The sequence below is a fragment of the Nonomuraea zeae genome (assembly GCF_005889725.1).
Taxonomy (GTDB): Bacteria; Actinomycetota; Actinomycetes; order Streptosporangiales; family Streptosporangiaceae; genus Nonomuraea; species Nonomuraea zeae.
In genome coordinates, this window is sequence record NZ_VCKX01000321.1 from 1 (window position 1) to 13,235 (window position 13,235).

General features: G+C 71.1%; 12 protein-coding genes. 4 read left to right on the forward strand and 8 right to left on the reverse strand.

Annotation, left to right across the window (positions count from 1 at the left end):
* The 8 genes from ETD85_RS52335 to aceB form a co-directional block, all read right to left on the reverse strand.
* A partial coding sequence (locus tag ETD85_RS52335) for a hypothetical protein (RefSeq protein WP_206059433.1) occupies nucleotides 1-778 on the reverse strand: 778 nt, incomplete at its 3' end.
* Between the two features lie 66 nt (nucleotides 779-844).
* On the reverse strand, nucleotides 845-1,057 hold the full coding sequence (locus tag ETD85_RS52340; protein WP_138697329.1) for a DUF2277 domain-containing protein: 213 nt from the start codon (nucleotides 1,055-1,057) through the stop codon (nucleotides 845-847).
* Nucleotides 1,058-1,060: 3 nt separating this feature from the next.
* Complete coding sequence (locus ETD85_RS52345) at nucleotides 1,061-1,801, reverse strand: IclR family transcriptional regulator (RefSeq protein ID WP_206059434.1); 741 nt, start codon at nucleotides 1,799-1,801, stop codon at nucleotides 1,061-1,063.
* 27 nt (nucleotides 1,802-1,828) lie between these two features.
* Nucleotides 1,829-2,578: an IclR family transcriptional regulator gene (locus ETD85_RS52350; RefSeq protein ID WP_138697330.1), complete on the reverse strand. Its 750-nt coding sequence runs from the start codon at nucleotides 2,576-2,578 to the stop codon at nucleotides 1,829-1,831.
* On the reverse strand, nucleotides 2,575-3,777 hold the full coding sequence (locus ETD85_RS52355; RefSeq protein WP_138697331.1) for a (Fe-S)-binding protein: 1,203 nt from the start codon (nucleotides 3,775-3,777) through the stop codon (nucleotides 2,575-2,577). Before ETD85_RS52355 ends, ETD85_RS52350 begins: the two co-directional genes overlap by 4 nt.
* A 1-nt stretch (nucleotide 3,778) precedes the next feature.
* Nucleotides 3,779-4,978, reverse strand: a complete 1,200-nt coding sequence (locus ETD85_RS52360; protein WP_138697332.1) for an FAD-binding oxidoreductase — start codon at nucleotides 4,976-4,978, stop codon at nucleotides 3,779-3,781.
* Nucleotides 4,978-6,414: an FAD-linked oxidase C-terminal domain-containing protein gene (locus ETD85_RS52365; RefSeq protein WP_138697338.1), complete on the reverse strand. Its 1,437-nt coding sequence runs from the start codon at nucleotides 6,412-6,414 to the stop codon at nucleotides 4,978-4,980. Before ETD85_RS52365 ends, ETD85_RS52360 begins: the two co-directional genes overlap by 1 nt.
* Before the next feature lie 59 nt (nucleotides 6,415-6,473).
* The gene (gene aceB, locus ETD85_RS52370) at nucleotides 6,474-8,051 is read right to left on the reverse strand and encodes a malate synthase A (protein WP_138697333.1); all 1,578 of its coding nucleotides are present in this window, start codon (nucleotides 8,049-8,051) and stop codon (nucleotides 6,474-6,476) included.
* 155 nt (nucleotides 8,052-8,206) lie between these two features.
* On the opposite strand from aceB, the gene ETD85_RS52375 reads away from it, so the two are divergent.
* From ETD85_RS52375 to ETD85_RS52390, 4 genes are all read left to right on the forward strand, one after another.
* Nucleotides 8,207-8,899 (forward strand): DUF4097 family beta strand repeat-containing protein, encoded by a 693-nt coding sequence (locus ETD85_RS52375; protein ID WP_138697334.1) that lies wholly within the window; start codon nucleotides 8,207-8,209, stop codon nucleotides 8,897-8,899.
* Nucleotides 8,900-8,983: 84 nt separating this feature from the next.
* Nucleotides 8,984-10,396 carry a GTPase HflX gene (gene hflX / locus ETD85_RS52380; RefSeq protein WP_138697339.1) on the forward strand — a complete coding sequence of 471 codons (1,413 nt, stop codon included), beginning with the start codon at nucleotides 8,984-8,986 and terminating at the stop codon, nucleotides 10,394-10,396.
* 462 nt (nucleotides 10,397-10,858) lie between these two features.
* Entirely contained in the window at nucleotides 10,859-12,067 is a 1,209-nt protein-coding gene (hutI, locus tag ETD85_RS52385; RefSeq protein ID WP_138697335.1) for an imidazolonepropionase, read from the forward strand.
* Nucleotides 12,068-12,479: 412 nt separating this feature from the next.
* Nucleotides 12,480-13,235 (forward strand): DegV family protein (locus ETD85_RS52390; RefSeq protein ID WP_240779998.1); only part of this gene is annotated, 756 nt, incomplete at its 3' end.

Below are 13,235 nucleotides of genomic sequence, written 5' to 3' on the forward strand. Positions count from 1 at the left end.
AGATGTGGATAAGAGACAGGTGCCCGAGCTCGTGCACGTACGTGCGTAACTGCGCCCGCTGCGCCTGCGGCGTGTCACCCTTGATCGCGTCGTAGAACACCGCGGACCCCTGCCGCTGGTGAGCGTCGTTGTAGTCGAACATGATCCCGCGGTAGCCGCCCACGTGCTTGCTGGCCACCAGCAGCCACACCCGCCAGGCCGGCGCGTCGCCGAACGAGCCGAACTGCTGCGTCATCGCGTGGTGCAGCTCGGCGTCGTCCCATGCCAGGTCCGCGCCCGACCCGTCCACGGGGATCACCCCCGGCTGGGTGACGGTCAGCTCGATGCCCGCCTCCGCGTACGCCGCGCTCACGCTCAGGTCCCGCGCGGGCGAGCCGGCCGGCCCCTGCAGCGAGCCCGTCGCGTACGACACGAACGGCACGGTCCCCATCACGGAGTCCTGCTCCAGCAGCACGCTGCGGAAGTAGGGGGAGGCGAAGGCCACCCGGTACGTGCGCCCCGCTATGTCCGCCGACGCCGTGCCCTCGGAGACCGTGATGTTCACGTCCTTGTCCGGGGTCTCGAACGTGAAGCTCCCCAGCCCGCTGATCCGCGCCTCGTCCCCTTCGGCCCGCACGGAGGGAGCGTTGACGACGAACGAGCCCGCGTAAGAGGTCGTCGCGCCGGACACGGTGAACAGGTCGCCGCTAACCCGCCCGGCGGGCCTGGTCCCGTCGACGTCGACCCGGAGCGCCAGCCGCGAGTCACCGTCCTGGCCCTGGTACAACCCGCTGATCATGGGAGCTCCCTGGGGGAAATCGCTGGGGGTTATACCCGGGAAGACTTCCCCCGCGGGGAGAGGCTGTCAACGACCTCCGCGAACTTGCAACGCCCCCAGCAGCTCCTCGGACGCCTTGGTGATCGCCTCGACGGCCCGGTCGAACGCCTCGGCGTTGTGCGCGGCGGGCGCGCGGAACCCGGAGATCTTCCTGACGTACTGCAACGCGGCCGCCCGCACGTCATCCTCGGTCACGCTCTCGGTGTACGGCGGACGCAGCGTCTTGATGCTTCTGCACATGCCCTAACGGTAATAGCCGATTCGCTGGCTTATCTCCCCTGCGCCCTCGACGAGCAGCTCGCCCACCTCGGGCAGCCGGTCCGGCGTCAGCCGGTAGGAGGGCCCCGAGACGCTGACCGCGGCCACCACCGAGCCGTCGCCGCCCCTGATCGGCGCGGCCACCGCGTTCAGCCCCACTTCCAGCTCCTCCACGGTGACGGCCCAGCCGCGCTCCCTGATCCCGGCGAGATCCAGCCCGTCCTCCGAGGTGATCGTCCTGGGGGTGTAGCGCTCCAGCTCGGGGGGCAGGCGCAGGGCGCCGGCGGCCAGCAGCACCTTCCCGCTCGACGTGGCGTGCGAGGGGGTGCGCTGGCCGACCCAGTTGTGGCCGCTGATCGCGGCGGGGCCGCGCACCTGGCTGATGTTGACCGTGTCGCCGTCCTGCGGCATCGCGATGTTGACGGTCTCGCCCACCGCCTCGGCCAGGCGCAGGCACACCGGCCTGCTCTCGCGCGCCAGGTCGAGCTGGGCCGTGGCCGCGCCGGCCAGGCGTACGACGCCGAACCCCAGCCGGTAGCGCCCGCGGTCGCCGCTCTGCTCCACCAGCCCGCCCTGCTCCAGCGCCGCCAGCAGCCGGAACGCGGTGGACTTGTGCACGTCGAGCTCGGCCGCGAGGTCCGTGACGCGGGTGGCGCCGTCGCGGGCCAGGATCTCCAGGATCGCGATGGCCCGATCGACCGACTGCACCGTCGTGCTGTTGCCCATAGCGCAACAGAATACGCCGAAGCCCGGTCAGTCCGCCCTCGCCGCCGGACTGAGCTCGTTCCCGAAGTCGAGGGCGATCTTCCGCATGCCTTCCGCGAGCTCGTCGCGGTCCAGCGCGTCGATCCGCTCGGCGGGCCCCGACACCGACATCGCGGCCACCACGCGGTCGCCGTCCCACACGGGCACGGCCAGGCAGTGCACGCCCAGCTCCTCCTCGCCGAGGTCCATGGCGTAGCCGCGGGCCCTGACGAGGTCCAGCTCGGCGCGCATGGAGGTCAGGTCGGTGACCGTGTTCGGGGTGCGGCGCGGCATGCCGGTCCGCTCGAACACCGCGACCGCGTCGGCGGGCCGCTCGGCCAGCAGCACCTTGCCCACGGCCGTGCTGTGCGGCAGCACTCGCCGGCCGACCTCGGCGAACATGCGCAGCCTGCGCGGCGAGGGCACCTGCGCCACGTAGACGACGAAGTCGCCTTCGAGCATGGCCAGGTTCGCGGTCTCGCCGGACAGCTCGACCATCTTGGTCAGGTACGGCTGCGCCCACACGCCCACCATGCCCTCGGCGATGCCGCCCAGGCGGACCAGGCCGCCGCCCAGCGCGTAGCGGCGGTCCGACTCCTGGCGCACGTAGCCGCGCGAGAGCAGGGTCTGCAACAGCCGGTGGATGGTCCCGTACGGCAGCCCGGTCCTGGCGGCGATCTCCGACAGCCCCGCCTCGCCACCGTGCTCGGCCAGCGCCTCCAGCACGTCGAGCGCCCGCTCGACCGACTGGACGCTCACAGGCCCACCCCGCGCAGGGAGGCGTCGAGCACTTCCGCCGTGTGGGCCACCCTGATCTGCGCTCCCGCGCGCCGCATGGCCGCGGCGATCTGCATGGTGCAGCCGGGGTTGGCCGAGACCAGCAGCTCGGCGCCGGTCGTGCCGACCGCCTCGGCCTTCCTGTCGCCGAGGTCGCGGGCGGCCTCCGGCTGGAAGATGTTGTACGTGCCCGCCGACCCGCAGCAGACGGCCGACTCGGGGATCTCCCGCAGCTGCAGCTCGGGGATGCCGCCCAGCAGCTCGCGCGGCTGGGCGCGGACGCCCTGGGCGTGGGCCAGGTGGCAGGCGTCGTGGTAGGCGACGGTCACCGGCAGGGGGTGCCGCTTGGCCACGGGTCCCAGCTCGGCCAGATATTCCGACAGGTCCATCACCCTGAACCCGGGCTCGGTCCCGAGCAGCTCGCCGTACTCCTTCATGGACGACCCGCAGCCGGCCGCGTTCACCACGACGGTGTCCACCCCGGCCCTGGTGAACGTCTTGACCGTGCGGCGGGCCAGCCGCCTGGCCTGGTCGGCGCGCCCGGAATGGACGCTCAGCGCCCCGCAGCAGCCCTGGCCGGGCGGGATGACCACGTCGCAGCCCTCCATCGCGAGCACCCGCGCGGTGGCCGCGTTGACCTGCGGGAAGAACTCGCCCTGGACGCAGCCGGTGAGCATCCCGACCACGGCCCGGCGCTCGCCTCTCGCCCTGACGACGCGCGGCATCCGCTGCCGGTGCTCCACGCGCGGCGCGAGCCCGGCCATCGCGCCGAGGCTCGGATGCACCCGGGCGAGGAACGGCGCCATCCGCCCCGCCAGCCACATCGTCGGCCGCAGCAGCCGCAGCCTGCGCGGGTAGGGGAAGAGGTTGAACACGATCCCGCGCACGGCCCGCTCCCGCGGCTCGCGCACGTGCTCGCGCTCGACCTCCACCCTGGTCAGCTCGATCAGCCGGTCGTACTGCACGCCGGACGGGCAGGCCGTGACGCACGCCATGCAGCCGAGGCACGCGTCGAAGTGCCCGGCCATCTCCGGCGTGACGGGCGTGCCCTCGACGTGCTGCTGCATCAGGTGGATCCGCCCGCGCGGCGAGTCCATCTCCTCGCCCCACAGCACGTATGTCGGGCAGGTGGGCAGGCAGAACCCGCAGTGCACGCAGTCGTTGATCAGTTTCGGGTCCATGTCAGATGCCTCCCAAGAACCGGCCGGGAGACATCCTGCGCCCGGGATCGAACCGTTCCTTGACCCGCCGCATCAACGGCAGCCCGCTCACCTGCCCCCACCGCTCGACGCTGTCGTACGGCGAGGACAGCACGCTCACCCGGCCGCCGGCCGCCTCGACCTTCGCGCGCAGCCCGGACACCACGGCGGCCAGCCGGCGCTCGCCGACCTCGGTCCACGACTCCAGCAGCACCCGGCCGGAGACCGGCGAGCCGCGCAGCGCCAGCCCCGTCTCGGTGGCCGCGTCCAGCACGGCCCGCGTCTCCGAGGGCGGGAAGCGTACTTCCACCAGCACGTCGTCGCGCAGGATCAGCCCCCACCACGAGGGCGGCTCGCCGGTCACGGCGCCCGTGCCGGTCAGCTCGCGCAGCGCCCGCGCCCGTGACTCGGCCGCGGTCCCCTCCACCAGCACGGCCAGGCTGAGCGGGCCGCCCGGGTCCGGCCAGTCCACCTCGACCGCGCTCGGCTCGGCCTGCGAGGCGGCCAGCGCGGCGGCGATGGGGGGCAGCGCGGCGCGATCGATCTCCGCCGTGACCCAGCGGCGCTCGGCCGGCAGGGGATGCAGGCGGAACGTGGCCTCCGCGATGACGCCGAGGGTGCCGTACGAGCCGGTGAAGAGCTTGCCCAGGTCGTAGCCGGCGACGTTCTTGACCACCTTGCCGCCCGACTTGGCGACGGTGCCGTCCGGGAGGACGACGGTGATGCCGATGAGCAGGTCGCGGGCGGTGCCGTACCTGAAGGAGCGCGGGCCGGGGAGCGCGGCGGCCAGCGTGCCGCCGACGGTCGTGCCCTCGGGGAACGGCACGTCCAGCGCCAGCTCCTGCCCCTTCTCCGCGAGCGCGGCGGACAGGGCGTCCATCGTCACCCCGGCCTGCGCGCGCACCACGAGGTCGCCCGCGGCGTGTTCGAGCACCTCGTTCATGCAGCACATGTCGAGCAGCACGTCGCACCGCTCGGGCGGGCGGCCCCAGTGCAGCTTCGTGCCGCCGCCCGCGGGCACCACCGCCAGGTCGTGCTCCGAGCAGGCCCGCAGCACGGCCGCGACCTCCTCGACCGTCTCGGGCAGCGCCACCCAGCGGGGCCGCACGCCGCTGACGGCGTCGTCGTCGTCCGCCTGCCTGACCGTCACCCCGGTCGCGGCCAGCGCCGCACCGGCTTCCATCAGAACTGCTCCGCCTTCCCGGACTCCACGAGGGGGTGCACGCCCTTGCGCACGCCCGGCACCTCGCCGCACAGTCGCGGCGTGGGGAACACCTTGCCCGGGTTCGCCAGGCCCTGGGGGTCGAACGCGCATCGGACGAGCTGCATGGTGTCCAGGTCATCCTCGCTGAACATCCTCGGCATGTACCGCGATTTGTCCACCCCGACCCCGTGTTCGCCGGTGATCGAGCCGCCGTGCTCGATGCACAGGTCCAGGATCGCGCCGGACACCGTCTCCGCCCGCTCGCCCGCCCCCGGCTCCGCGTCGTCGAAGAGCACCAGCGGGTGCAGATTGCCGTCACCGGCGTGGAAGACGTTCGCCACTCTGATCCCGTGCTCCTGCGAGAGGCGGTCGATGGCGGCCAGCACGCCGGGCAGCGAGGTGCGCGGGACCACGCCATCCTGGACGATGTAGGCCGGGCTGATGCGCCCGACGGCCGCGAACGCCGACTTGCGGCCCTTCCAGATCGCCGCCCGCTCGGCCGCGTCCGCCGCCACGCGCAGCTCGAACGCGCCCGAGCAGATGTCCCTGAGCTGGGCGAACTGCCGCTCGACCTCGGCGGACGGCCCGTCCAGCTCCACGATCAGCACGGCTCCCGCGCCCTCGGGGTAGGAGCAGGCGACCGCCGCCTCGGCCGCCTCGATGGCCAGCGCGTCCATCATCTCGATCGCGGCGGGCACGATGCCCGCTCCGATGATCGCCGAGACCGCCTGCCCGCCCTGCTCGATGCTCTCGAACGCGGCCAGCACCGTGGTGACGGTCTCGGGCGCGCGGCACAGGCGTACCGTGATCTTGGTGGCGATGCCCAGCGTGCCCTCCGAGCCGACGAACGCGCCCAGGAGGTCGTAGCCGGGGTCCATGCGGTCGAGCGTCACCAGGTCGCCGTCGGGGGTGACGATCTCGCAGGCTTCGACGTGGTTGACGGTGAAGCCGTATTTGAGGCAGTGGGCGCCGCCGGAGTTCTCCGCCACGTTGCCGCCGATCGAGCAGACCTGCTGGCTGGAGGGGTCGGGGGCGTAGTAGTAGCCCTGGTCGCGGACGGCCTCGGTGATCGCCAGGTTCGTCACGCCCGGCTCGACCACGGCTCGGCGGTCGGCCAGGTCGATCTCCAGGATCCTGCGCATCTTGGAGGTGACGATGAGCACGCCGTCCTCGCGGGGGAGCGCGCCCCCCGACAGGCCGGTGCCCGATCCCCTGGCCACGAAGGGCACGCCGAAGTCGTTGCAGAGGCGTACCACGCGGGCGACCTGCTCGGCCGTGCCGGGCAGCACGACCACGCCGGGGGTCGCCCGGTGGTAGGTGAGGCCGTCGCACTCGTACGTGCGCAGGCGTACGGGGTCGGTGATCACCGAGTCGTGGGGCAGCAGCGAGCGCAGGGCCGCCGTCAGCGTTTCCAGCACCGATCCCCCTCTTCGCGTCCTACTTATCTATTTTTTCTACGCCTTATCTGGTTTTTCTACGGCATTTGAGCATAGGCGGGCAGGGTCAGGAAGTCGGCGAAGTCGTCGTCCAGCGCGACCTCCTTGAACAGGGCGGTCGCCTGCGCATACAGCTTCTCGTCGTAGCCCGGCTCCGCCGCGATCTTGTCGAGCTCCTCCGAGATGATCCGCTCGACGAGCTCCTTGGTCACCTGCGCGCCGGTGTCGGCGAGCGTGATGTCGTTGTGGATCCACTGCCAGATCTGCGAGCGGGAGATCTCGGCCGTGGCGGCGTCCTCCATGAGGTTGTGGATCGCCACCGCGCCCAGCCCGCCCATCCAGGCGGCCAGGTAGCGCAGCGCCACGTCCACGTTGTTGCGCAGCCCGGTCTCGGTGATCTCCCCGGGGGTCTCGGAGACGGCCAGCAGCTCGGCGGCGCTCACGCTGACGTCCTCGCGCGAGCGGTCGAGCTGGTTGGGCCGCGACCCCAGCACCCCGTCGAACACCTCGCGGCAGATCGGCACCAGGTCGGGGTGCGCCACCCAGGACCCGTCGAACCCGTCGCCGGACTCGCGCGTCTTGTCCGCCCTGACCTTCTCCAGCGCCACGGCGTTCACCTCGGGGTCGCGCCGCGAGGGGATGAAGGCCGCCATCCCGCCGATGGCGTGCGCGCCGCGCTTGTGGCAGGTGCGCACCAGCAACTCGGTGTAGGCGCGCATGAACGGCGCGGTCATCGTCACCGCGTTCCGCTCGGGGAGCAGGAACTCGCGCCCCCTGGTCCGGAACTTCTTGATCACGCTGAACAGGTAGTCCCAGCGGCCCGCGTTGAGCCCGGCCGAGTGGTCGCGCAGCTCGTAGAGGATCTCCTCCATCTCGAACGCCGCCGGGTAGGTCTCGATGAGCACGGTCGCCCTGATCGTGCCGTGCGGGATGCCGAGCAGCTCCTGAGCCCTGGTGAACACGTCGTTCCAGAGCCGCGCCTCCAGGTGGGACTCGATCTTGGGCAGGTAGAAGTACGGGCCCTTGCCCTTGTCGATCTGCCGCTGGGCGCAGTGGAAGAAGTAGAGGCCGAAGTCGAACAGCGACCCCGAGACCGGCCGGCCGTCCACCTCGGCGTGCTTCTCGTCCAGGTGCCAGCCGCGCGGCCGCACCACGACCGTGGCCAGCTCGCCGTCGGGCTTGAGCGCGTACGTCTTGCCGCCGGTCTCGAAGTCGATCGTGCGGTCGAGCGCGTCACGCAGGTTGAGGTGGCCGCTCACGCAGTTTTCCCAGAGCGGGGAGTTGGCGTCCTCGAAGTCGGCCAGCCACACCTTCGCGCCGGAGTTGAGCGCGTTGATGGTCATCTTCTTGTCGACCGGGCCGGTGATCTCGACGCGGCGGTCCTCCAGGCCGGGCGCCGGGGGCGCGACCTGCCAGTCGCCCTCCCTGATCCCCTTGGTCTCGGGCAGGAAGTCGAGCAGGCCGCCGGCCGACAGCTCGGCCTGGCGCGTCTGGCGGGCCTCCAGCAGCTCCAGCCGCCGGGCGCCGAACTCCCGCTGGAGGGCCGCCACGAACGAGAGCGCCTCCGGCGTGAGGACCTCGTCGAACCGGTCGGACATCGGGCCGGTGATCTCCATGGGACCTTCTTTCCACTATGCGGAAAACGACTTCTGGATTGTGGAAGTGAAATTACTCCCCTGCCGGTTCCCGGGTCAAAGGTGGGGAAACCCCGGGGCGTGTCCCGGGGGCATCCCCGATGTGTGGCACGGCCTGCCGCGAAAGGATTTCGAGCATGAAGACGATGATGGTCGCGGGCGGGCTGCTGGCCTCCGCCCTGCTGCTGACGGGATGCGGGCTCGCGAGCATCGGCGGCCCCGACAACCAGGACACCGTGTCCTACCAGGTGACCGACAAGGTCGCGAAGCTCCAGTTCAAGGGCAACGCCGGCGACGCCGTGATCACCGAGACCGACGGTGCGGCCATCAAGGTCGTGGAGACCCTCCGCTGGCGCGGCGACGACAAGCCCGTGCCGGAGCACAAGGTCGAGGGCGACGCGCTGTTCGTCACCTACGACTGCCCGTCGAGCTGGGGCAGCTGCGGGGTCGACTACAAGATCGAGATCCCCAAGGGCCTCCCCGTGGACCTGGACAGCGGCTCCGGCAACATCACGCTCAGGAGCCTGACCGGGCCGATCGACGTGCGCGTCGGCTCCGGCGACCTCGACGCCACCGGGCTCGCGGGCAAGAAGGTCTTCGCCGAGGCGGGCTCGGGGAACATCGCGATGAAGTACACGACCGTTCCCGAAGGCGTCGAGCTGAAGGTGGGCTCCGGAGATATCGCGCTCAACGTCCCCGACGGCGCCTATGACGTGAAAACCGAAGTGGGCTCCGGAGACGTGGCGGTATCCGTTAAGACCGACAAATCTTCGCCCAGCAAGATCTCGCTGACCTCGGGTTCCGGGGACATCTCGGTGCTGCCCGGATAACCAGGTGATTGCGCCGCGGATGTCGTGCCACCATCGTGGGAAGACACCGAGGTGTCCAGACGTTCCCTAATAGAGATGACACGAATGCACGAATACACCGCGCTCGACGAGTTCGAGACCGGCGACATGGACCTTGAGGAGCGCCAGGCGCTGCGCCGCGTGGCGGGCCTCTCCACCGAACTCCAGGATGTCTCCGAGGTCGAATACCGGCAGCTGCGGCTGGAGCGGGTCGTTCTCGTCGGCGTCTGGACCACCGGCACCGTCGCCGACGCAGAAAACTCCCTCCTGGAGCTCAAGCTCCTGGCCGAGACGGCTGGGTCCGAGGTGCTCGACGGGCTCATCCAGCGCCGCCAGAAGCCCGACCCGGCCACGTACATCGGCTCGGGCAAGGCACTGGAGCTGCGCGACGTGGTCGAGTCCAGCGGCGCCGACACCGTGATCTGCGACGGCGAGCTGACCCCCGGTCAGCTCCGCCAGCTCGAGGAGACGGTCAAGGTCAAGGTGATCGACCGCACCGCGCTGATCCTCGACATCTTCGCCCAGCACGCCAAGAGCCGCGAGGGCAAGGCCCAGGTCGAGCTGGCCCAGCTGTCCTACCTGCTGCCGCGCCTGCGCGGCTGGGGTGGCAACCTGTCCAGGCAGGTCGGCGGTCGCGCCGCGGGCGGCGTCGGCATCGGCGGCCGCGGCCCCGGTGAGACCAAGATCGAGCTGGACCGCCGGCGCATCCGCGAGCGGATGTCCAAGCTGCGCCGCCAGATCGGTGGCATGTCCACCTCGCGCGACACCATGCGCCACCGGCGCCAGCGTCGCGAGGTCCCGGCCGTGGCCATCGCCGGCTACACCAACGCGGGCAAGTCCTCGCTGCTCAACCGCATCACCGGTGCGGGGGTGCTGGTGGAGGACGCGCTGTTCGCGACCCTCGACCCGACCGTGCGCCGGGCGCGCACGCCCGAAGGCCGGCTGTTCACGATCGCCGACACCGTCGGCTTCGTCCGCCACCTGCCCCACCAGCTGGTCGAGGCGTTCCGCTCCACGCTGGAGGAGGTCGCCGACGCCGACCTGATCCTGCACGTGGTCGACGGCTCGCACCCCGACCCCGAGGGGCAGCTCTCGGCCGTACGCGAGGTGTTCGCCGACATCGATGGCGCCGCCGACGTACGCGAGATCGTCGTGATCAACAAGGCCGACGCGGCCGACCAGGAAGTGATCGACCGGATCCTCCGGCGCGAGCGCGACAGCATCGTGGTCTCGGCGCGCACGGGCAAGGGCATCCCCGAGCTGATGGCGCTCATCGAGCGTGAGCTGCCGAGGCTGGACCACGAGGTCCATCTGCTGGTGCCCTACGACAGGGGCGACCTCATCTCGCGGGCACACAAGGAGGGCGAGGTGCTCGCGGTGGACCATGTCGAGGACGGCACGATCCTGCACGCCCGCGTGCTGCCCAGCTTGTTCCAGGAGCTGGAGCGGGCCGGCAAGCCGGTCGAACGCGTCGCCTGACCGGTCTCTTTTCCGCTTGGTTGGGCAGCTCTCGCCACAAAGCGCGCAGAGCTGCCCAAAAGCGGCAGTGGTCCCCGAACCCTTGGATTGCTAGGATGGCCAGACCTAACATTGGTCTGGTTTTTGGGTTTGGGTTCTGGGTTTCGGATGATGACTCTTGGTAGCGAAGTCGTCAGCGGGGGCCGTGGGGTCGAGGTAGGGCTGGGTGACGGTTGTGATGAGTGGTCTTTCTTCCGAATAACCCTGTACAGCAAGCCCAGCTGTGAAATAACGTAACTGAACTGAAATCACCGGATCATGACTCCGGCGATACGGTCACCGCACACAGGATGCGGATGAGAGCAGGAGACCCCCCATGTCGTCCGGACCCGGAGCGGACTCAGTGGGCGCGGCACAGGCCGTGCGCTGGGCTCTGCGCTCATGCCGGGCCACAGGTAAGGGCTCGTGCGGGGCGGTGATGCGGTGACCGTTCGACTGCTGACCAACATTGGCCGCCTCTGGACCGGTAACGAGGTCCTCAGCAACGCGGCCATCCTCGTGCACAACGACCGCATCGCGTGGGTCGGGCGGGCGCCCGACCTCCCGCAGAGCGTGCCCGGAGTCGTCGATGACATCGTCGACGTCGACCACGTCGAAAACCTGGGCGGCGCCCTGGTCACGCCCGGTCTCATCGACGCCCACACGCACCCGGTCTACGCCGGCAACCGCTACGCCGAGCTGGCCATCCGCACCGGCGGCTCCAGCGCCGCCTCGATCACCGCGGCGGGCGGCGGCGTGGGCTCGACCGTCACCGTGACACGAGGCACCGACCCGTGGACGCTCTGCAACGGCGTGCGCGAGCGGCTGCGCGGCTGGCTGCTCAGCGGCACCACCACCGTCGAGGCCAAGACCGGCTACCACCTCACCCGCGACGGCGAGCTCGCCGACGTGCGGCTCCTGCGCGAGCTGGAGAAGGAGCCGATGATGCCGCGGGTGCACGTCACGTTCCTGGCCGCGCACGTGGTGCCGCCCGAATACTTCGGCCGTCAGCGCGAATACGTCGAGGCCGTGGGCGCGTGGTGCGCCGACGCGGCCGCCGCGGGTGCCGACAGCGTCGACGTCTACTGCGACGAGGGCCACTTCACCACCGAGGAGTCCCGCTGGGTCCTCGCCTCGGGCCGCAACGTCGGCCTGCTGCCGCGCATCCACGCCGGCCAGTACAGCCGCCGCGGCGCCGTCCAGCTGGCCGCCGAGCTCGGCTGCGCCTCCGCCGACGGCCTGCACCACATGTCCGACGAGGACATCGCCATCATGTCCCGCTACGGCGTGCCCGCGGTCGTCTGCCCCGCCACGGCCCTCCAGCGCGGCCAGCTCCCGCCGGTCCGCCAGATGATCAAGCACGGCGTGCAGATCGCGCTCGGCAGCGACCACAACCCCGGCTACTGCGGCATCACCTCGATGTCCCTGGTGATCGCCATGGCGGTGTCGGCCTTCGGCATGAGCGTCAACGACGCGCTGCGCGCGGCCACCCTGGGCGGAGCCACCGTCCTGGGCGCGCCTGACCGCGGGGTCCTGGCGCCCGGGCGGCTCGCGGACATCGTGCAGTGGGACGCCGACCACGAGGGCGCCTTCGCCTGGTCCTTCGGTCTCAAGCCACGGCGGGTGTGGCGGGGTGGGACGCCCGTTCAGTAGTTAGATTCGGGTTATGCCGCCTTTGGTCGCCGTGGTCACGGATTCAACCGCTTACCTGCCTGATGTGCCGGGTGTCACGGTCGTACCTGTGCAGGTGATCTCTGGCGGGGTGTCGTACGACGAGGACGCCTTCAGACCGGGCGGCCCGCCGACCGGCGAGGGCGGCGCTCCGCGGGGCGGTGACCCGTCCCGCGGGACGGGCGGCTTCCACGGCGCGGCCGGCCCTCGCGGCGCCGATGGCGCTTACGGCGCCGGTGGCCCTCACGGAGCGGGCAGAGCTTACGGCGCGGATGGCTCTCACGGAGCCGGTGGCGCTTCTGGCGCGGGTGGAGCTCAGGGTGCGGATGGCTCTCGTAGCGTGGGCGGCTCGCATGCGGCGGATGACGCTCAGGGTGGGGCTGGCTCTCGTGGCGTGGGCGGCTCGTATGGGGCGGCCGACCCTCGCAGGGCGGATGGCCCTCGCGGCGCGGCGCCATCGGGCTCCGGCCGCCAGCGCTCCCACCAGACGGCTGCTTCCGCCGCCGCCATCACCACCTCCCGCCCCGCCCCGGCCCGCTTCGCGGCCTGCTACGCCTCCCTGGCTGCTGCCGGCGCCACGGCGATCGTCTCGATCCACGTGTCAGGAAGGCTGTCCGGCACCGTCGAGTCCGCGCTGACGGCGGCCCGCGACGCACCGGTGCCAGTGGAAGTGATCGACAGCCGCTCGATCGCGATGGGCCTCGGCTACCCGGTCCTGACCGCCGCCCGCGCCGCCGCACGCGGAGCCGGGCTGGAGGCGGTCGCATCAGCAGCCCGCAGCTGCATAGCGACCACCCGGACGTTCTTCTACGTCGACACCCTCGAACACCTGCGACGCAGCGGACGCATCGGTACGGCGGCCTCCCTGCTCGGCTCAGCCCTCATGATCAAGCCCTTGCTGCACATCACGGACGGCGAGATCTCGCTCCTGGAGAAGGTCCGCACCTCCTCGCGCGCGATAGCCCGGCTGGAGGACCTGGCGGTACAGGCGGCGGGGGACGGGCCGGTGGAGGTGGCGGTGCAGCATCTGAGGGCCAGGGAACGAGCCGAGGCGCTGGCGGAACGGCTCCCGAAACGGATCGCGGGGCTGGTGGAGTTGCGAGTGGTGGAGGTCGGGGCGGTGGTCGGCGTCCACGTGGGCCCGGGGCTG

Coding starts and splice junctions, on each gene's coding strand:
- ETD85_RS52345 (WP_206059434.1), bottom strand. CDS start 1,801: ATGGGCAACAGCACGACGGTGCAGTCGGTCGATCGGGCCATCGCGATC.
- ETD85_RS52360 (WP_138697332.1), bottom strand. CDS start 4,978: ATGGAAGCCGGTGCGGCGCTGGCCGCGACCGGGGTGACGGTCAGGCAG.
- ETD85_RS52355 (WP_138697331.1), bottom strand. CDS start 3,777: ATGGACCCGAAACTGATCAACGACTGCGTGCACTGCGGGTTCTGCCTG.
- ETD85_RS52375 (WP_138697334.1), top strand. CDS start 8,207: ATGAAGACGATGATGGTCGCGGGCGGGCTGCTGGCCTCCGCCCTGCTG.
- hflX (WP_138697339.1), top strand. CDS start 8,984: ATGCACGAATACACCGCGCTCGACGAGTTCGAGACCGGCGACATGGAC.
- aceB (WP_138697333.1), bottom strand. CDS start 8,051: ATGGAGATCACCGGCCCGATGTCCGACCGGTTCGACGAGGTCCTCACG.
- ETD85_RS52340 (WP_138697329.1), bottom strand. CDS start 1,057: ATGTGCAGAAGCATCAAGACGCTGCGTCCGCCGTACACCGAGAGCGTG.